General features: G+C 66.6%; 17 protein-coding genes and 1 pseudogene. 13 read left to right on the top strand and 5 right to left on the bottom strand.

Annotated elements, in window-relative coordinates:
- Window positions 1–51 precede the first annotated feature (51 nt).
- The 4 genes from AC07DF_RS40755 to AC07DF_RS40770 all read left to right on the top strand — a co-directional run bounded on the left by AC07DF_RS40755 (window position 52) and on the right by AC07DF_RS40770 (window position 4,999).
- Window positions 52–1,485, top strand: a complete 1,434-nt coding sequence (locus AC07DF_RS40755) for a helix-turn-helix domain-containing protein (RefSeq protein WP_478982565.1) — start codon at window positions 52–54, stop codon at window positions 1,483–1,485.
- A gap of 21 nt (window positions 1,486–1,506) precedes the next feature.
- Entirely contained in the window at window positions 1,507–2,187 is a 681-nt protein-coding gene (locus AC07DF_RS40760; RefSeq protein ID WP_478982567.1) for a RibD family protein, read from the top strand.
- Window positions 2,188–2,495: 308 nt separating this feature from the next.
- Complete coding sequence (locus tag AC07DF_RS40765; protein WP_478982569.1) at window positions 2,496–3,647, top strand: Rcat domain-containing protein; 1,152 nt, start codon at window positions 2,496–2,498, stop codon at window positions 3,645–3,647.
- Entirely contained in the window at window positions 3,644–4,999 is a 1,356-nt protein-coding gene (locus AC07DF_RS40770; RefSeq protein WP_478982571.1) for a replicative DNA helicase, read from the top strand. The genes AC07DF_RS40765 and AC07DF_RS40770 overlap by 4 nt, the downstream gene beginning before the upstream one ends.
- 460 nt (window positions 5,000–5,459) lie before the next feature.
- On the opposite strand, the gene AC07DF_RS40775 is transcribed toward AC07DF_RS40770, so the two are convergent.
- Window positions 5,460–8,810 (bottom strand): BTAD domain-containing putative transcriptional regulator, encoded by a 3,351-nt coding sequence (locus AC07DF_RS40775; protein WP_478982573.1) that lies wholly within the window; start codon window positions 8,808–8,810, stop codon window positions 5,460–5,462.
- Window positions 8,811–9,047: 237 nt separating this feature from the next.
- Here AC07DF_RS40775 and AC07DF_RS40780 point away from each other — a divergent pair, with 237 nt between their 5' ends.
- Window positions 9,048–9,587, top strand: a complete 540-nt coding sequence (locus AC07DF_RS40780) for a hypothetical protein (RefSeq protein WP_478982575.1) — start codon at window positions 9,048–9,050, stop codon at window positions 9,585–9,587.
- A gap of 777 nt (window positions 9,588–10,364) precedes the next feature.
- Window positions 10,365–10,688 (top strand): hypothetical protein, encoded by a 324-nt coding sequence (locus AC07DF_RS40785; protein WP_478982577.1) that lies wholly within the window; start codon window positions 10,365–10,367, stop codon window positions 10,686–10,688.
- 228 nt (window positions 10,689–10,916) lie between these two features.
- On the opposite strand, the gene AC07DF_RS40790 is transcribed toward AC07DF_RS40785, so the two are convergent.
- Window positions 10,917–11,876 carry a hypothetical protein gene (locus AC07DF_RS40790; RefSeq protein ID WP_478982579.1) on the bottom strand — a complete coding sequence of 320 codons (960 nt, stop codon included), beginning with the start codon at window positions 11,874–11,876 and terminating at the stop codon, window positions 10,917–10,919.
- Complete coding sequence (locus AC07DF_RS40795; RefSeq protein WP_478982581.1) at window positions 11,873–12,190, bottom strand: hypothetical protein; 318 nt, start codon at window positions 12,188–12,190, stop codon at window positions 11,873–11,875. Before AC07DF_RS40795 ends, AC07DF_RS40790 begins: the two co-directional genes overlap by 4 nt.
- Before the next feature lie 681 nt (window positions 12,191–12,871).
- On the opposite strand from AC07DF_RS40795, the gene AC07DF_RS40800 reads away from it, so the two are divergent.
- Together AC07DF_RS40800 and AC07DF_RS40805 are read left to right on the top strand one after the other, a co-directional pair.
- Window positions 12,872–13,102, top strand: coding sequence for a hypothetical protein (locus tag AC07DF_RS40800; protein WP_478982583.1), 231 nt, complete (start codon window positions 12,872–12,874; stop codon window positions 13,100–13,102).
- Window positions 13,092–13,349 (top strand): hypothetical protein, encoded by a 258-nt coding sequence (locus AC07DF_RS40805; protein ID WP_093780635.1) that lies wholly within the window; start codon window positions 13,092–13,094, stop codon window positions 13,347–13,349. Before AC07DF_RS40800 ends, AC07DF_RS40805 begins: the two co-directional genes overlap by 11 nt.
- A 348-nt stretch (window positions 13,350–13,697) precedes the next feature.
- Here AC07DF_RS40805 and AC07DF_RS40810 read toward each other — a convergent pair.
- A pseudogene (locus tag AC07DF_RS40810) lies at window positions 13,698–13,824 on the bottom strand (IS5/IS1182 family transposase); the annotation flags it as partial.
- A 331-nt stretch (window positions 13,825–14,155) separates the two neighbouring features.
- Between AC07DF_RS40810 and AC07DF_RS40815 the strand changes: the two are divergent.
- Entirely contained in the window at window positions 14,156–15,136 is a 981-nt protein-coding gene (locus AC07DF_RS40815; RefSeq protein ID WP_478982585.1) for a M35 family metalloendopeptidase, read from the top strand.
- A 58-nt stretch (window positions 15,137–15,194) separates the two neighbouring features.
- Here AC07DF_RS40815 and AC07DF_RS40820 read toward each other — a convergent pair whose 3' ends face one another.
- Window positions 15,195–16,070, bottom strand: a complete 876-nt coding sequence (locus tag AC07DF_RS40820) for a hypothetical protein (protein WP_478982587.1) — start codon at window positions 16,068–16,070, stop codon at window positions 15,195–15,197.
- A gap of 1,122 nt (window positions 16,071–17,192) precedes the next feature.
- Between AC07DF_RS40820 and AC07DF_RS40825 the strand changes: the two genes are divergently transcribed.
- The 4 genes from AC07DF_RS40825 (at window position 17,193) to AC07DF_RS40840 (ending at window position 18,942) form a co-directional block, all read left to right on the top strand.
- Window positions 17,193–17,645, top strand: coding sequence for a MarR family transcriptional regulator (locus tag AC07DF_RS40825; protein ID WP_478982589.1), 453 nt, complete (start codon window positions 17,193–17,195; stop codon window positions 17,643–17,645).
- On the top strand, window positions 17,642–17,953 hold the full coding sequence (locus tag AC07DF_RS40830; RefSeq protein ID WP_478982591.1) for a replication initiation protein, RepL2: 312 nt from the start codon (window positions 17,642–17,644) through the stop codon (window positions 17,951–17,953). Before AC07DF_RS40825 ends, AC07DF_RS40830 begins: the two co-directional genes overlap by 4 nt.
- Before the next feature lie 278 nt (window positions 17,954–18,231).
- On the top strand, window positions 18,232–18,612 hold the full coding sequence (locus tag AC07DF_RS40835; protein WP_478982593.1) for a hypothetical protein: 381 nt from the start codon (window positions 18,232–18,234) through the stop codon (window positions 18,610–18,612).
- 24 nt (window positions 18,613–18,636) lie between these two features.
- The gene (locus AC07DF_RS40840; protein WP_478982595.1) at window positions 18,637–18,942 is read left to right on the top strand and encodes a recombinase family protein; all 306 of its coding nucleotides are present in this window, start codon (window positions 18,637–18,639) and stop codon (window positions 18,940–18,942) included.
- Window positions 18,943–19,414: the final 472 nt, after the last annotated feature.

Here is a 19,414-nt window from a genome sequence, read left to right on the forward strand (position 1 = left end):
CGTGTATCCAGCCGCCGGATACACCAAGTGGAGACATGGAAGGGGCAGCAAGTGAGCCAGCGGCTAAAGGTGTTGACGCCGGATCAGCCAACCCAGCACCGCTTCGGCTACACGCTTCGAGAGTTCCGGAACGCCCGGCGCTACTCCCTGCGCGAACTGGCGAAGCGGACCTTCATGTCGCACGGCAAGCTGCAGAAATGGGAGGACGGCTCACGGTTCCCGAAGCACCGTCAGGAAGTCGCGCTCGTCGATTCGAAGCTCAACGCAGGCGGTGTCCTGGTCGACTTGTGGGAGCGCGCCAGTGGGGATGTGTCCGCGCGCAGCCGTGTATCCGTTTCGGCTCCCCGTGTATCCAATGCGTCGATCGGGCTGGCCAACGCCGCTTCCCAGCAGGCAGCGTCTGATCATGAGGGGACCTATGTCCCTGCTCGTCTACGAGATGGATCGGTGGTTTTCGTGGCGCTGGATCGACGCGCGATGCTGCGGGGTGGGGTGGGACTCGGTGCGGCGGCCGCACTTGGTGCGAGTACGCCGGCGGCCGCAGACTCAGGTGCAGTGCCGGGACTGGCACGACCAGCACGGGCTGCAGCCGCGTACAGCGGTACGCCTATCGAGTATCTCCGGCGTGCTCGCCGACTGCTGATCGACAACGACAATCTACTGGGACCACGAGATGCCGTGCGGTCCGTGCGTGAGCTCATCGACGTCATCAAAGATCTCCGCCGCGATGCCAAGGGCGGTGACCGTAATTCCCTGATGGAGCTCCAGACCCAGTACGCCGAGTTCGCCAGCTGGCTCTATCAGGACCTGGGCGATTTCGACAGCGCGGAGTTCTGGCTCGACCGGGCCTTCCAATGGAGCCACACCGTCGGCGACGGTGACCTGACCTCCTACGTCATGGCTCGCAAGGCCCAGCTCGCTGGCGAGAAGCGCGACCTGGTCGATGTTGTCGATTTGGCCGAGGCTGCGCAGCGCATGGCCCGACCGCGCAGCCGTCTCGCCGCAGTAGCCCGCACGTACGAGTCGTACGGTCACGCTCTTCGGGGTGCAGATACCGACAGCGAACGCGCGATCGAGGACGTCCGCAACGCGCTCGACCGCGTCTCCAGTGACACAACCCCGTGGGGGGTGTGGCTGAACGAGCAGTACGTCGACGTTCACCGCGCTCAGGGCCTGGAGGTACTGGGGAAGCACGCCCAGGCCGCAGAAGTCTTCACCAACGCCATCGACGCGCTGCCGGAGGGCTACCACCGGGACCGGGGCGTGTACCTAGCCCGCGCGGCGATCGCTCACGCTGGTGCCGATGCGCCCGAGCAGGCCGCCGCTGTGGGCCTCCAGGCCCTGACGGTCGCGAACGACACCGGATCCGGTCGGATCATGCGCGAGCTCATCCGTCTCGACAAGGCGCTGGTCCCGTGGCAGCGCCAGCCTGAGGTGGCCGACTTCCGTGAGAACTTCGACCTCGTCCTCGCCCACGAAGCCTGAGAGAAACGGATACAAACACTCATGACCACGCGTCCATACGTCATTCTCTCCGCCGCCATGTCGGTCGACGGGTACCTGGACGACACCAGCCCCGACCGGCTGCGGCTGTCCAACGCGGACGACTTCGACCGCGTCGACCAGGTCCGCGCTGAGTCCGACGCCATTCTGATCGGCGCAAACACCATGCGTCTGGACAACCCTCGCCTTCTGGTTAATAGCGAGGAGCGGCGCTCGAAGCGCGTCGCCGACGGCAAGCCGGCCTATCCGCTGAAGGTCACCATCACAGCGAGCGGTGACCTGTCCGCCGACTTGAAGTTCTGGCACTTCGGGGGCGAGAAGCTGGTCATAACGGTGGACGGCGCGGTAGAGAAGGTGCGCGCCACCCTGGGCAGCCTGGCCGATGTTGTGAGCGTTGGTCCCGAGCTGGACTGGGGCCTGGTCCTCGATGAGCTTGGGCGCCGGGGTGTCGAGCGGCTCATGGTGGAAGGCGGCGGAACCATTCACACGCAGCTCATGGCGCATGATCTTGCCGATGAGGTTCACCTCGCCATCGCCCCTCTGCTCGTGGGCCAGCCGGAAGCAGCTCGTTTCTTGGGCACTGCCGACTTCCCGGGCGGATCCACTGCGCGTATGCGGGTGCTCGAAGTCCGTCCCATCGGCGATGTTGTGCTGATCCGGTACGCACCCAAGGAACGCTCTTGAAGCTGATCGAAGCGGCAAAGACCCTCATGTCGGAGGGTGAGGAGACCATGCGAATCCGTGCCCCGTAATGCAGAGAGGCCCCGTCGCCACAACGGAGCCTCTCTCAAGTCCGACTCAGCACCCTGACAAAGCTTTGAGTCGTGTCCGGTGAGGTGACCTCGCCGGGGTGATGCCCGTGGGCCCTTAGGCCCGCGCAGTCACCTATACCCAGAGTATGCGCATCAGATTGCGCAACGCCACTACTCCGGGCAACCTGCTAGGTCACACCTGCTGGTCGCGGCTCCCCTACCTGGGGAGATGTACCACCGTTGCACCACAAGGAAGACGCCCCGCGTCTGGAGAATGACGGTCGCACGGACCTTGAGGTCCGTGCGACTTACGCCAAAAAGTCGGAATTCGCTCCGCACGTCACGATCACCGAAGAGACGTTCTTCGCGCATGGCTGGCAGCCGCTCACGATCGCCTTCGCCCAGGCGCTGTGGTTCCTGCCGCCCAACCAAGCTTTCGATGTCCCGTTCCTGGTGGCGTGGCTGGAGCAGCTCGGATGGAAGGGCGCCAACGGCAAGCCGATCGGCGCGAACGTCGTGCGCCGGGAACTCGGCCTGCTGCGCGAGGCCGGCTACGTCCAGAGCCACCGGCTCCGGGGCGAGGGAGGCAAGGCTGTCGGCATCCAGTACGTCGTCTCGCAGCGCCGGACCGACCAGCCCGAGACCGGATCGTGGATCCCCGCTCCGAACGATTACCGCAGCTCAGACCACATGCCATCAATGGCCACACATGGTCAATCACCACATGTGGCCATTGATGAAAAGCCCAGCTCAGACCACATGCCACCATTGACCACACGTGGCGAGTCACCACATGTGGTCAATGGTGCAAAACCGCAGGTCAAACCACGTGGTACCAATGAGCTTCACCCCCCACACCCCCCGGAGGAGGAGGATTCCTCCTCCCCTACCCCTCCTTCGCGCCCCACGGGTTCGCTCCCGTCACAGCGGGAGGAGGGGCCGGAGTTCTCTCCAGAGGAGATCACTGAGGCTGCCGACTTCCTTCAGCAGATGCAGCGGTGGCAGGCGGGTGCGGCCACGGCACGTAGCTGCGCACCGAAGCTGCTGCGCACGATGCGAGAGCAGGGCTGGCCGTCTCTGACGGATGCCGATGCCCGGTACCTCGCGCTGCTCGAAGCGGAGGTGCTGAAGAACACCGGTGGTGCGGCGTCCTGGACCAAGTGCCTGCCCGGGTGGGTGCGGGACCTGCGCCGCTACGCCCTGGTGCGCCCGCAGCCCGCTCCCACTCCCGCTCAGGGCGGCAACTCGCGGCCTGCGACTGCGCGCAGCGTCATCGAGGCCTGCCCGGCGTGCGATGAGTACGGCTGGCTCCTGGATGACGACGACAGCGGCCCGCAGCGCCGCTGCACGCACCCCGGCGTCACCTGCGGCGAAGTGGAGGCGGCCAAGTGACCACGCAGACCCTGGACCAGGAGCAGGACGTTTCCGTGGACGCGGAGCGCCGTGCACTGGGCGCCTGCCTGATGGCCACCCCGGCCTACGACCCGGTGGCCGATGTAGCCGGGGCGGTGCGTGAGGGCGACTGGTACGAGCCCGCGCACCAGCTGGTGTGGTCGGCGGTGGTGCGTCTGCATGGGCACGACCGCCCCACGGGCGTGCCCGCGGTGGAGGCGGAGCTGCGCAGCACCGGCAACCTCGAGCGGGTCGGCGGCCCGGCCGGTCTCTCCCAGATCGCCAGCGACGCCTGCTCTCCGGCCGAGGCCGGCCACTACGCCGACCTCGTGCATGGCTACGCCCAGGTGCGCCGTTACCGGGAAGCGCTGGTGCGCGGCATGCAGGGCGCCCGGCAGGCGGACCCGCTCTCGGTGTCGGACACGATCGCCGCCCACCAGGCGGAGCTGGAGTACCTCAGCGCCGACGACCAGGACGACGACACCTTCGGCCGGTTCGGGGACCACCTGGACGCGCACTTGGACAGCCTGGCCGTGTCCGTCCCGCCGTCTGCCGTCACCGGGTTCACCGACCTGGACGACCTGATGAAGCTGATGCCCGGCCAGATGATCCTGGTGGCCGCACGCCCGGCCATGGGCAAGTCGGCGTTCGCGCTCGGCGTGGCCACCGCCAACGCCCGCAAGGGAGGCCCCACGCTGGTGCACAGCCTGGAGATGGGCCGTGCGGAGGTCAGCAACAGGATCCTGTCGGCCAGGGCCCGGGTGGCGTTCCATCACATCCGTGACGGTGTCGACAGCCTGACTCAGGACGACTGGGACCGGCTCGACCGCTACACCCCGGAACTGCGGGAGCTGCCGCTGTGGATGGACTACAGCGCCCGCGTCAGCCCGGCCCGGATCCGCTCCCGGATCAAGACCGTCATCCGAGAGACCGGCCGCGCGCCGCTGGTGGTCGTGGACTACCTGCAGCTGATGCAGACCGACCAGCGCAACGCGCGGCAGTCGCCCTACGAGCGCGTCACCGAGATCAGCCGCGAACTGAAGATCCTGGCTTCCGACACCGGCGCCGTGATCATCGCCTTGGCACAGCTGAACCGCGGGCCGGAGCAGCGTCAGGACAAGCGGCCGGCGGTGAGCGACCTGCGCGACTCCGGCGCCCTGGAGCAGGATGCCGACTCGATCATCCTGCTGCACCGCGAGGACTACTACGAGCCCGAGTCCGGGCGCGCAGGGGAAACCGATCTCATCGTGGCCAAGCACCGCAACGGGCCCACGGCCAGCGTGACCGTGGCCCACCAGTTCCACTACAGCCGCCTGCGCGACATGTCCGGCGCGGAAGAACCGGCCCTCTAGTCAGCCGCCGTGAGGCTCCTGAGCGCCCCTCAGGAGCCCTCAGGGTGCCGATCACCCGCCCGTACGACTCCACGCCCGGGCGGGAGGTGATCGGCACTCACAGGCCCGTACAGGCGATCATGAACGCGCATGGCATCCCGAGGAAATCTGTTCGCGTCGGTCGACGCGCTGCTGGAGGAGGGGCGCAGCTCCCTCCTCCAGCAGCGCGAGGCCTCCGGCATCACCCAGGCCCGTCTCGGGACCGCGCTGAGACGTCGACGCAGAACGTGGTCCCGGAGAACGCCGGCGGTCACCGCGCTGGCGAGCTGTGCATCAGCGGTGTGTGGGAGCCCTTGGGCCCTCCGGAGCTGCGAACGACCAAAGGAGACCTATGCATTGAAAGGTGGGACACTCGTTACGACCTGCGCATCCACAGGCGTGACGGCGGCGGATATCGGGGCGAGGGGGCGGTGCATGAGTGTCATGACTGTCCCTGACAGGCGCCGAACAACGTATGCGCGCGTGCTTCTTCCTCGATGCTGGCGGCGTGATCGCCCAGCATGGCCAGGGCGGTTGCAGCCACGGTGCGGGCCGAGGCCTCGTAGAGCGGCATCTCGGCCTCGCTGAAGGCTACCGCCCCTGCGTGCGCAGCCATCCGCGCCGTGTCCGGGTCATTTTGAGCCAGGGCTAATTCCGCCTGGCCCAGCAGCACGAGAGCGTGCACGGCCTCGGGCATGCCAGGGGTCACGACACGGCGAGCGTGGTCGACCCATGTCTTCGCGGTTTCGGTGTCGCCCCGGGCGAGTTCGGCCTGGGCCAGGGTACGAAACCACAGCGGCCGTTCCGTCGCCTCGAACCGGGGCAGTTCAGAGCCGCCTCCGCCGTCGAGCAGGGTGCGGACACACCCTGCAGGATCTCCGCACAGCAGCTGGGCCTGGGCGAGCATCCCAACGACCACTACCCCCTGCGTCGGCGGCGACCCCGGGCGGGCTGCGACCGCTTCCTCGCAGATCTTGTGCGCGGCTGGGAAGTGTCCCCGCCACAGGAGGACCGCGGCCTCCACCGCCGTCGCCATGGCACGGGGCTCGCTGGTGCCGAGCAACAGGGCCGCCTCCAGGGCGTCGTCGGCATGCGCGGTTGCCTCATCGAGGTCACCCAGCCCCAGGTGCGCGAAGGCCGTCACGGTGAGCAGTTCGGGCAGCAGGTAGTTCTGGCCTGTGCGACGGGCCAGGGTCAGCCCGCGGTCGAGGTGGCGGAGGGCGGCCCGGTGCCGGCGCTGCAATAGTTCCGTCCACCCGACCAGCATGAACGCGTCAAGATGCGCCAGGAGAAGCCGGTCCTCGCAGTCGTCGAGTACCTCCACTGCGGCATCGAGGCAGCTCGCTGCCTCGATCGTCTCCCCGGTGGAGGTGTGGGCGAGCGCCAGCAGCGCACGGACGCCCGCCACTTGCACGGCGTCGTCGGCGCTCAGGGCGGTGCGCAGGGCGCCGTCGCCCCATGCGACTGCTTCGGCGAAGTGGCCGCTGCGCAGCTCGGCGGCGCCGATCTGGATCTTCAGCGTGGTGGTTTGCGCCGGTGAGAGCCCGGTGTTGCGGGCGAGTTCTCGGCGCAGAACGGCGGTCGCCGCGTCGAACCTGCCCAGGAGTCGTTCCATCACCGCCAGGGAGACGACCGCATGGGTTCGCTGTGGGTGCCGGTCGACGAGCACCGAGTCGGTGAGTTTGCGCAGCACGTCGCGGCTCTGGCGGAGGCGTCCGGCCGTGCCCAGCGCCGTCGCCTCCTTCACCTGCAACAGCGGTCGGCGCGGGTCGTCGGCGCGGAGCAGCCGCAGAGCCTCATGGGTCCAGTGCGCGCTGGTCGCAGGGGCGTCGGCCAGCAGGTCGTCGGCGGCCCGGGTGAGCAGCGCGATGGCCTGTTCGTCCCCAGCATGTGCCGAGCGCACCACGTGCGGCGCCCGGACGACCGGTGGTGCTCCACGCCGGGCGAGGCCGTCCGCGGCGCGGGCGTGGGCGGCGAGCCGCCAGCCAGCCCCCATGCCGTCGTACACGGCGGTGCGCACCAGAGGATGGCGGAACTCGAACTGTCTGGCGGTGCCCCGGGGGCGGGTCAGATCGCGGCGGGTCAGTTCGTCCAGGGCCGTGAGCACGTCGGCGTGGCCCACTTGGGCCACCACGGCCGTCATCTCTGTGTCGAACGGATCGTCGAGGATGGCGGCCGCTTGCGCGACGACGCGTGCTTCCTCGGACAGGTCGGATAATTCGTCGAGGAGCGTGGCGCGCACGGTGAGCGGCAGACGATCATCCGGCTCTTGTCCGTCGCCCGTTCGCTGGAGCAGCGCCCGCACATAGAACGGGTTTCCCGCGGTGGCCTCGAACAGCCGGCTGATCTGCCGTCGGCTGACCTGCGGACCACACAGTTCGGCGACGGCGGGCAGCGACAGCGGCCCGAGTTCGAGCCTGGTCAGACGGTTTACGGCATCTGCCTTGGCCAGCGCCGAGGCCAGCTTGGGCGAGGTCTGCCGGGGGCGGTGGGCGAGCACGAGAGTCACCGCTTCCCGCGGAGGATGCCGCACGAGGTACTCGATGAGTTCGACGCTGCTCTCGTCGGCCCAGTGCACATCGTCCAGGACCAAGGCCAGCCCAAAGCCGTTGTGCGCTTCCTCCAGCGTCTCCCGTACGGCCTTGTGTACCCGGAAGCGCTCGGCGGGCAGCGCGTCCCGCCCGGCCGTGAGCGGGTCGGCCGTCATGGCGTACAACGCCTTCCGCAGGTCGCGCACCACGTCCAAGGCGTCGGCGTCGTCCAGGGCGTCGAGGAGGAGACCGTAGGGTATCTCTCTGGTCTCGGCGCCCCGGCCGGCCAGCACCAGCGCACCACGGCTCTCCGCGAGCGCGCTGAACTCGGCGAGGAGTCCGGTCTTGCCGATGCCGGGCTCCCCGACGACTTCCACCACCCGCGGGGTCCGCGTGTCCCGGTGATCGAGCACGGCACGCAGCACGGAGATCTCTTCGTCGCGTCCTACCAGGGCCTGCGGGCGCTTCACGGAGCGGGGCTTTCCTCCCGCCGGTTCTGCTTGCCGTACGTCCGTAGGGGCGGGCGCGAGCCGCGCGTTGGCGGTGAGGATGTCCTGGTGAAGCCGCTGCAACACGGGCCCGGGATCCAGACCGAGTTCTTCGGCCAGCCGCTTCCGGGTGCGATGGTAGGCATCAAGCGCATGGGCGGAGCGGCCGCTGCGATACAGGGCTAAGACCATCTGGCCGGTCAGTCGTTCGTCCAGCGGATGTGCTTCCAGCAGTGCGGAGAGCTCGCTCGCCACACGCCGGTGCTGCCCCAGACGCAGCCGGGTGTCGGCCAGATCCAACTGCGCAGCCAGGCGCTCCGCGTCGAGCAGATCGCGCTGCGTATTGAACCACGGGGTGTCGACGCCCGTGAATGCCTCTCCCCGCCACAACCCCAGCGCCGACTCCCACAACGCGACGGCCTGCTCGTCCGGGTGCGTCTTGCGGGCTCGGTCCGCCAGACTGCGGAAACGGTGTACGTCCACGGCCTCCGCCGCCACCACCAAGCGGTAGCCGCCCTGTTCCCGCTCGATGCCCAGCCCCGGCACGGCCAAGGCCCGTCGCAGCCGGGAGACGTACCCGTAGAGCACCTCGCGACCCCGCCTCGGCACGGCCTCGCCCCACACCCGGTCCAGCAGGGAGTCGGCTGGCACCACCAGCCCGGCATCCGTGAGAAGGGCCCCGAGCACCCTGCGCTGCCGGGCATGCCCCACGTCAATCGGCGCGCCGTCCCACCACGCCTCGATGGTGCCCAGCATGCCGAACCGGACCGCCACTGTGCGCTCCCTCCCCCTGCGCCTGCGTGATCACTGGTTGTCTACATGCCGCTGATCAGCCGATCCAGCCCGATTCAAGACTTTCCGAAGGTTTCCCGACGACCTCAACGGCACGGTGGTTCGCACGACGGCCCGGCCCACGAGGTGCGTTACGGAACGCCGAGAAGACGCGGAAGGCCGGAGAACACGCACTGCTGGAGCACGCGAAAACCCATGCTCGCCGAGAGGGAGACCACTTTGAAGCGCACACCGATATACGCCCTGACGGCCACGGCCGCCGCCCTGACCATGACCGTCGGGCTGACCGCCTCGGCCAGCGCGGCCGACGACTGGTACCAGGTCGACAGCTGGACCATCTCCTACAACAAGGACCGGGCGGGCAATACCGGCTGGGAAAACCCCCGCATGCAGAACACGGGGGGCGGCGAGTGGGGGACGGTGCTGACCGATGGGCTCGGCCAGGTCCGCTGGGAGAATGGCAGCTGGGCCACCGGCTATGACGTTGAGGTCGTCACAGCCGCCAACGACGCGGCCGGGGACGGCTGGTGCGCGGTGACCGAGGTCAGCTACCAGAAGAAGGTCAACGGCTCCTGGGTTAACGAAACCCGCGTCAACTCGATGGACTGCGAGCACAAGGACGCCCCGAAGGCGAACTGGGGCACGCACCAGCACTCCCGCTACAAGATCCGCGACGTGAAGTTCCGCTCCTGCCAGGGGTGGGACTGGCAGCGGCGCGCAGGCAATCCCAGCGAGGTGTGCAGCGACTGGTCTTGGTGATCCGCCGACCTGCCTGACACACCGGGTGCCCGGCCTCCTTCCTCGGAGACCTGGGCACCCGGTTGCTGATGATCACTGCACGAGTCGCATTCTCGCAGGTCAGCGCGAAGGACAGAGGTGCGGGCCGTAGTGGAGCTGAGCCGGGAAGGGCCGCCACAGCGGGCCCAGGAGCTCCCTGCCTCCGGCGCTTCCTTGCGCCAGCGGTGGGAGGCCATCGCCCCCAGTTCGCGGGCACGTCGCGGCCCTGGGATATGACGCCGCCTCCGGCCGATCACCATGTGCCCGGAGAGCTCAATGTTCGAATCCCGTTGGCTCTTCCCGGGCCGCCGTGCGAATCAGCCGATGCATCCGGTCACCCTGCGGGACGGACTGCGGGGACTCAGTGGCTCTTTCCAACCTGCTGCAGGAGCTTGGCGGCTGCCGCGGTATATCCGGAATTATCTGCGGCAGCTCTGTCCGGGACACGATCCGGACAAGGCCCGGACCAGCCCGGACAGCCGACGACTGTCCGGGACAGCCGGTTCTCGTTGCTTCAGCCTGCCGATGGTCAGCAGGCTGCGTGGTGCCTGGCTGGCCAAACGGTCGCCATGGCGCGGCCCGCTGCGTTGATGAATAGCTCGCAACGCAGCGGGCTGGACCTGAACTGGAATCCAGACATGAGGGAGCCCGCCCATGCGTGCACGGCATACTTTCGTGACTGCTGCTCTCGGCAGCATGCTTGCTCTTGGCTCGATAGTCGCGCCCACCCATGCGGCATCGCCGAACACATCCGCGAGCGTGGCGAACGAAGCACCGAACTTCACGCCGTCGAACGCCCCCGCCGGCGCCCTGGCCGAATGCGGTTGGGATCCTGAGAGCAACGGCTATGGGGGCGCCACCGTGACGACGTCCATCTGGCTCAGGAGCGGTCCGAGCTCCTCCTGTGGCGCCAACGGCGGCTCGCTCTACGTGGGCCAGCGACTCGGCGGCTGGTGCTGGTACGAGAACTCGGCGGGGAACAAGTGGTACTACGTCAGCACCGGGGGCGCGGCACCGTACGGCTGGATCTACGGCAGGAACATCTCCGGCGAGGGGACGATCGACACCCCCTGCTCCGGCTGACGTGGGGTCGCACAACTCCGTGAGTTGACGCCGGGCCGTTCGGGTCTGTCCGGTCTGCCGGGCAGACCCCGAACGGGTACCTTGGCGTAGGGGCCCGAGGCGAAGGATTTTGACGCGGCTCCCGCCCAGTCCAGGCCAGCGCCTTCCTAGCCTGGCTCGCCGACCGAGGGCATCGAGCGGGGCCCGCCGACCGGAGGGTCGACGAGCCTCGTCGTGCTGAGCGTCGGGTCAACCAACGTCGTCCGAGCACTTTGCTGGGTCGGTGCTCAATGGCCAACGCTGGCCACTCAGCTGCTCCGTGAAGCGGCGGACGGCCTCCGCCCGGAGCCGGTCTCCCTCGCCGCCGTAGAGGACGAGGAAGTCCTTCTCGTCCGTGCACCGAACGTACACCGTGCTTCCAGCACCTACGTACAGGGCTTGGGACCCGATCCTCCTGAGCTCGCGGCGGCTGTCGTACACGGGCGCATCCTGGCGCAGCCACACCTTGACGAGGGCTGACGTCTCCACGGAGGACGCTGGGTCCGGATACGTCACATAGATTCGGCTGTCTACGACTGGCACCGGAACGGGCTTGATCAGCGACTCAGTCCCTGGATCGACCATGCAGCTCACGTACTGACTGCTGCACGCCGTGTAGTCCGGAGCGGCCGGTGAGGATGCGCCCGGCAGTTCCACCCCGAAGAGCTGTAGCACGGAGGCCAGCAGGGCGGTCGTGACCATGCCGGCCAGACAGCTGACTGCGCGGGGGAAGCGAGCGAACGGGGACTTAGACCCGGACCGAGTGCCGGGCGTGTCCCCGTCGCCGTCCGGGGATTTGGAGACTCGGACGATGCAGTCCTTGATCCACTCCTCCGGGCGCTTGGCTGCCCATGCCCCCGCCTCCCAGGTCTTCTGGTACCAGTCTCTGGGGTGGGCAGGCTCCACCACCGTGGACAGGGCGGTGTGGACATCGAGGACGCGCACGAGGTCGGGGTAGTCCTTCGCGCCGGTCAGCAGCCGCGACAACTGGGCTTCACTGGTGAGCGCGAGGCCCTTCAACTTCCGGTAGCTGAGCCCGCTTTCGATATATGCCTCCCGCAGCGGCACGAGCCATTCTCGGTGTTCTGCAGTCGCTTCCTCGCAGATGGGGCTCAGCCGGCGTCCGCGGCGCTTGGGTAGCCCGATGGTCAAGGCGTCGGCGATCGTCATGCGGCTGGCCTCTCGTCATCGTTGTCGGCTGCAGCACCGGTTGCGCCGTTGATGGTGTCCGGGGCGTCGACCTCGGCGGACTCCAGCGGCGCCAGGGCGACCCTGGCAGGCGGCGTCGCCTCCGGGCGGCGGGAGTCGCGGTCGCTGTTCAGGCCGTTGAGGGCCTGGATCAGCTGCGTCACGCCCAGCACGATCGCCAGGATGAGGCCGGCGATGGCGTTGGCCGGCTGACCGAGGCAGAGCATGGTGATGGCGAGGCCGGTGAACGTGCACAGCGCGGCGATGGCGAGTATGAGCTGGGTACGGGGCGTCACGGCGTCCTCCGTCGTGGGTCCTGGCGTGTACTTGTCCGGAAGGTGGTTGACCCCGGCCTTGGCCTTGGCCGTTGCGGAAGTTGGCCCTCCTGAGCGGGTCGTCCAGAAAAATGATGCGGACTGTTCAGATGCCCCGGTAGTCCTGTATGCGGTCCATGTCAGGCAGTGATCACTGCTAGTTAGCATTCGGGCAGTTCAGAGGCCCTTTACCGCAATGTTCCGAATCTGCCCTTGCGTTCACGCTCCGAACGACGGTCAATAGGAGGCGACGCCGCACAAGGCGTCGTGGGGTGCTGCCTCGTCGGCACCCGTCGTGTCCTTCTTGTCCGGAAGACCACGGCAGTGATGGCCCCCTCGTTTGGCCGCGAGGGGGCCAGCCCGCCTTCCGGGCGGACCCCGCCTGACGCCTGCGCGTCCACACAGCCGGCCCCGCCCGGTGAGACCCAGCTCACCGTACGAACCTGCGTCCAGCTGGATCCTGAATCCTGGGTCCGCCCGCGGCGTGCACCAGAGCCGGGTCCGGGGAGCTGTGTCGTCACCCTCCTGTTTCCCAGGTGGCTGGGGCGACCTGGTCTCTGCTCAGCTGTGTCGTGCAGGCGGGTCTTGTCCGTAAAGGGGGCCGGCAGCGCGACCGGGCGATACCGTGAGGAGACACGCTAGATGACGCCCCGGGAGCCCTTGATGAGCCAGGAGCCGGCCGCCGCGCCCGACCGCCAGCCGCTCGACGAATCCGCCGCCGAATCGGTCCGCAAGTACGCGGCTGACCAGCGGGCCAAAGTCGACGTCCTCGCCTCCGTCCTGGAGGACATCGCGGAGAACGGATACCCCTCGCCCGAGGCCGGCGTGCCGTGGGAGGTCGCCCGCGACTCCCACCTCGCCCGCCTCGCCGACGGGGAGCCCCGTGTCGCCTGAGCACGGCGCGCGGCGCTCTCGCGTCATCCTCGTGGAGCCCGCGCTCACCCAGCTGGCCAAGCTCACCGCCAGCGAGACTCACCGCCTAGACCGCGCGATCGTCGCGATCAGCGTCAACCCGGAGCTCGGCACCGAGGTGCCCGGCACTCTGCTGCGCGACTACGTCGACGAAATCGACGGCGTGCGGGTGATCTACTACGTGACCGCCCTGGGGTCGATCACGATCGTCGCCTACGTTGAGGCGTAGGGTCCCGAGAACCCCGCAGCGCGCCGGATCTCGTCGGTCCGGGCGCTGCTGCTTTGCTGCACGGTGCGTGCCGGTTGCAGGGATCGCTGCTCGGCTGCCGCCCTTGGGTAGCTCGGGTGTTGCTCCGGCTGCTGGAGAGCGATGACACTGCAGGACCAGGCTGCTCGTGCTTCCAACCGAACTTTGCGAACGGCCTGCGGCAGCGCTCGGCGTGCTGGAGTCGTCTGCTGCGTCTTGGGCCTTACGAGCTGGAATACGACGGCGGCGGGAGCCGGGTTCGTTCCATCGGCTCGCTCCGGATCTTCTACGACCGACTCGGCACACGTTCCGTTCGCGTGCAGCATGATGGGCGACCAGCGCACGCTGGTGCAGCGAGAGCTTGCAACGCCGGGCACCCTCGCGGGGTGGCGATGCGCATGGTGACCCACTCGACCAGGGCATGGGGCAGATGGAGTGCGGCAGGATAGGGAACCAACGACGTTCCTGCGCCGATGAGTTGTGACTTCGAACACCGAAACTCAACGGCATGGGATCCTCGTGCGTTGCGGGCCTAGCCGTCGTCACCCGATCAGCGGCCACGCTGGAAAAGCTCAATATTAAATTGTTGCTCACCGTACTGGCTGCTTGCACTCGAGTGGCGTACGAGCGGACGCGGAGAAACAATGAAGATGGCTCGTCATTCCTGGTTGTTTTAAGCACCGATGGGTCCTTGTATCGCCCTGCTTTGGGGGACCGTGATGGAAAGTCAAACCTTCGAATGTACTCTCCGACCCCGCCCCAGGTACCGCCTTGGCGACCAGATCTTGGTGACCTTCGAGATCCGCAATAGGGGATCCGAGGCCTATAGCCTGATGTCGTGGGAACTACCGATAGAAGGGGAGGCCCTTGACTTCCTCCGAGTAACGCGGGGCGAGGTCGAGCTCGACTACGACGGAAAGTTGCCCCGGTACGGCGCACCCCCGGAGAGTGTGTACATCACCTTGAACCCCGGCGAGTCGACTTCAGTCGACGTTGACATCTCTCGTCTCTATCCGGTGCAGGTCCCCGGCGAGTACACGGTGACGCTAGACGCAACGCTGCACGATGTCTACGCCGGAACCACTCCGCGGTCGCGCAGCATCGAGTCTCTGGAACCTCTTCGTCTCCCTGAAACCAGCGTGACTTTCACGGTCGAAGCCGGCGATCCGCCGCGAATGACGATCGGTCAGGCAACGCGGCTTCTTCATAAACCGGAGCCGCCAGAGGAAGCACAAGCTCGTTATGCGCCGATTATTTTCGTTGGCGGCAGCCAAACTGAGCGCGATCACACGCAAAGCGCCCACATGTTTGCAGAATGGTTGTCAGGCAAGGCACGTGACAAACTGCTGTACGCCGACACCTCGTACCTCTATAAGAGGTGGTTCGGCGCGAATCTGAAGCCGATACCATTCCTCCCCTCGTACAAAGAAACGGTCACCACGAACTTCGGGAAGATCGCCAACAGGCTGAACAGCTTCCTACCGGTTACATACGACCTCAAGCGCACGGGTTGTCAGCCTGGATGGCACGCATGGACGGTTACTAACTCGGCCTACATATACCTGTGTCAGCCATTCTTCAACAATATCGTGTATCCAGGGTTCGAATCCAAAACGCTAACTCTGCTCCACGAGTGGGTTCATGCAGACGTCGGATACGCGGGTGATCCAGGGGTCGGCAAGCCTGAGTGCCTGAAGCTTGCTGCCAACAGCCCTAATCTCGCGATCGTCAACCCGGACAGCTATGCAGCCTTCGCAGATGAACTCTGACGCCGGAATCCGGTGGCTGATCTTGAGGCGGCCAGATTGGATGCCGTTTCGAGTCTCCTCAGAGTGCCACGCTGATCCAAGGCACCCAATTCCACATGTTGGCCTCGGCATACGAGTACACGTGACCGACGAGTCCGGAGTCAACGACGACGGCCGTTCCGGTAACTGTCACATGGAACGTCTGTCCTGCGGCCAAGTCGACCGTCGCCTCAATTTCGGGGTACGGAACTTGGCCGGTGTGTCCGCCCTCTACACGTTCCTTAGAGGTGCGCTCCCACAATCTGACAGTCCTGCGCCCTTGCGGCAGCACTGCTCCTGATGCGTCTTGGACGATCAGTTCACACCAGCCCTCAGTATGAGCCGACCATCCGTAATTGCTGCTTAGTTGCCATTTGTAGTCGTACGACATTAGCGGCGTGATGCGAGCATACCCGCTCTTAAGTGCCTTCAGGGAGATACCCGCGCCTGCGGTAGCGATGCGCCGCCCCTTCGCCCCTCCAGAGACGCCGTGACCGACCCTGAATTGTCCCGCGATTGGGTCAGAAGAAGCTGTAGCCCATTTACCCTCTGTGGGCTTAAGAATCACCCAGTGATAGGGCGGCCCGAAGATGTTGAGCCCTGTTTGCGCACGGAGACCAATCCCTGCGAGGTCACTGAGGGGTACAGTATCTGTGGCTGCGGAGGGGCTCGCCAGGGTTGCTCGATCCAGTACCTCAAGCTCTGCGGCTGCCGCTGCGGCCTGCGGATCCTGGTTAATCAGGTCCACGAGAGGAGCGAACGCCCTTGACTCTACTTCTGCCCTCTGGGCATGGAGGTCAGAGTTCTTAGCTCTCGCGTCGATCAACCGAATAATCTCTTCCTGATGGCCGGCTGGCAATTGCTGAGAAGCGTCCCCGGTCCGCACGACAGTCGGTTCAGTGCTCACGTTGTCCATACCCAAGAGCATGAGGCCAAGAGATTGCACCGCAAGTTGTAGTGGTCCGCCCAGACCAGTCACTCCGTGCGGATGTGACCGTCCGGGCATTCCTTTCTGGCGCGCCAGTACAGAAACGGCCGGATCAGTCTCGCAGCCAGCCCTATAGGCGTCGGCAACGACCGTGCCGCCATCGCACGGGAGTCGAAGAATCGATGTCGCCGTGCGGTCAGGGTGTAGGAGGCAACGGCCCGGTCCACTGTCTCAAGACGAGGCCCTCGGCGAGCTCCCCTTCTGCCCGCTTCGGCACCCACTGCGCAGCCTCGTACGCGGCAGGAGCACGACGGCCGCGCTCCACTTGGTGCCGTGGACCCGGAGCCACAGGGCGATGATCGTCCCTGCCCACCGCGGCTCTCGGCGCCTACGGATCGGCGCATCCTCGGCCCCCGGGGGCCTGCGGTCCACCGATGGGGGCTACAGCAGCCCGGGCGACCGCGACTCGCGCTGGCGGTAATGGCTCGCGTTGGCTGGGGTCGGCATGGGCCGATCGAGACACACGTGGCAGGTGCTTCGTCGGGTGCGGGCGCGCCGTGGCGTGCTTTCGTCAGCTGAGGACGGGGGAGGGGAGCGGTGTTTTCGGCGAATCGTCGGACGGGGACCGGATGTGGACGCTCCGCGCAGAGGGGATGAGCAGTGCGGCGCGCGACTGCTTTCAGGAACATGGTGTGAGGGCGGGCCCGTCGGACGGACAGTCTGTGTTGCTGTAGGAGAGAGCGCAGGAATGAAACGTGGCCTGACCTGCAAAAACACCTATTAGTACCAGGTTCTGACGATCTGGCAGGCGGTCCTGAGCATCGTGCACCCGGTTTCCAAGAGCGGGGCACACGGTTCGAGGAGCCGCTATGCCCATGTTCCGAGAACCGGGACCACGTCTGCAGGGTCTGACTAGATTGACCTCACGTACATCAGCAGATGCTGCCTCCAGCCCGTGGAGGCTTCAGCTGTGGATCGACCCCCGGTCGAGCGACACGCCCTGGAAGCGGACTTCATGAACTCAACGCTCATGTACGTTAAGTTCATCTGGTCGGCCCTGAGGGTCGCCACTGATCGACGTTGAGGCAATGCCCGACCATGGAGGGCCTCTTGGGAGCAGTACGCAGACTGGTCGATGCCGACACCGGCGAGGCCATCCCATACGCGCCCTACGCCTTCTCGGGCGAGCACATTCAAGTCGACAAGGCCAGAGTCGAAGCGATCACCGAGAGTAAGGACTTCACCCCGAGCCAGAAGTACATGGTGCTGTGGTGGATCGGCGTCTCTCCCCAGGGCATGGCGCCGCTGAGGGCTACCGGCGCGGACATCGCCAAGAAGGTCGGGATGACCGCGGATGCCGTCGGCAAGATCAACAGAAAGCTGCTCAAGCGGCGCATCCTGATCGAGCGCGGGCGCATCGGCAACTACAGGCTGTACCGCATCAGCCCGTACATTGCCTTTCACGGAACCGGGATCGAACAGCGGGAAGCAATCAAGACCTGCAACCCGCCGGACATCCCCGGCTTCGACAACACAAACCCTTGGCGGTGGGAGGCCCAGTGAACAACGACGACAAGCGAAAGCTCCTCGACGTCCTCCACCGCACCGCCGGCATGACCGCCAACCAGCGCCTGGTCGTCATGCTCTACGCCATGCACCCCACCGACCGCGCCGGCGCCGTCATCGAGACAGGTGCCAAGCTCGCCGAACTCGTCGGCATGTCCCCCACCGTCTTCTCCCGCACGCGACGCCAGGTCGTAGAAGCGGGGTGGCTCGAGGAGTCCGAGCGGCTCGCGCACATCAGCTACTACCGCCTCAGCGCAATGTGCACCGGCGAGGACGTCGTCGTGCCCCTGCGCCGCGCAACCTGAACAGATCCCAGAGCCAGAGCTCATGTACGTGAGGTCAATGAGTGCCGACCCTGGGGTCGGCACTCATTGACCTCACGTACATGAGCGGCCCGCATCTTCGGCCAGAGACACACGACCAGGAGGTCCCCGGGAGGTCCTGGGGATCAGCAGGCCGACGGCACTCGCACCTGTGGCGCGAACCGGGGCCAGTCCTCGTGACCTTCCCTGAGTGTCACGCGGCAGAGCCTGGTGGACACTCGGGACGCTTTCAGGTCCCGACGGGTGGGGTGCCGTCCTCCGTGACCCTCGCGAGGGTCACGGCCGATACGCTGCCGGAGATCATCGAGGGATTCGGGCTGGAGGACCAGGAGCGCATCGTGCGCCGCAGGACCCGCGAGCACGGGCACAAGCTGGCGAACTTGTTCGTGGAGAAGGCCGTGCCCGGCACGATCGCAGGGGACAAGCGCCTCGAGCTGGCCGACGCCCTGCTGTGGGTCGAGGAGAAGAAGGTGCACGGCCTCGTCGCACCGACTTGGACCGGCTCGCCCGCGAACTGGTGGTGCAGGAGGCGGCCCTGGCCCAGTGCTGGAAGCACGGCGGCCGCGCGTTCATGTGTGACCAGGGCGAGATCCTGCCCGACGACCCCGAGGACCCGATGCGTACCGCCATGCGCCAGATGATGGGCGTGTTCGCCCAGCTGGACCGTGGCCAAGCTCTGCCGCAGCCGCCGCATCAAAGGGGAGAAGGGCCAGTACGCCTACGGCGCTCCGCCCTACGGCTGGCAGGCCCACAAGAACGAGCTGACCGAGGAAGAGATGGAACAGGCCGGCCGCGCCCGCCAGCTTTGGGACGAGGACGAACTGGCCTTCCGTGAGATCGGCGCCGCGCTGGAAGCCGAGGGCATCCGACCCAAGCGCGGGGAGCGGTGGCACCCCGAGACCGTTCGCCGCATGCTCGCCAACCCATCCGACAGGCCCCCGACGCTGTACCCGCGCCAGCGCACCACTTAGCAGCCGTGTCATCGGTGGCGCGCCCGATAAGCCTTCTGCCGACACACATTGGAGCAGTACTTACGTGGACGCCCCGGCCGTCGTGCCCCCCAGTACTGGGGGGCACGAGGTGGACGTGGCATGGGGTGCCCACACTCTCGGCAAAGCAGCTCAAACATCTCTTCAATTCGCCAGTCGCGGATGAGGGACCGCAAGTCATCATCAATCAGGATTGTAGGATCAAACGAGTCAAGTTCGTACATATAGTCCCTTAGTGCCTGGGCCCGCGAAGGGTGTCGCAGAGCCGAGGCGCCCAAGGCGTAGTGGTTCAGCACTTGGTACAGAGGCAGCTGAAGCTTCTCGGCTATCAAATCCGCCGAAGCGTTGTAGAGCACGACCGCCAAGAAGACGGTCGCGCGCTCCCTGCCTAGGCTGCGCAAAGTCTTTGCCAGCACGGTGGTGCGTTCGACACGAGGCCGGTCGACGTACCTGC

The organism is Streptomyces sp. NPDC044719 (assembly GCF_056433405.1).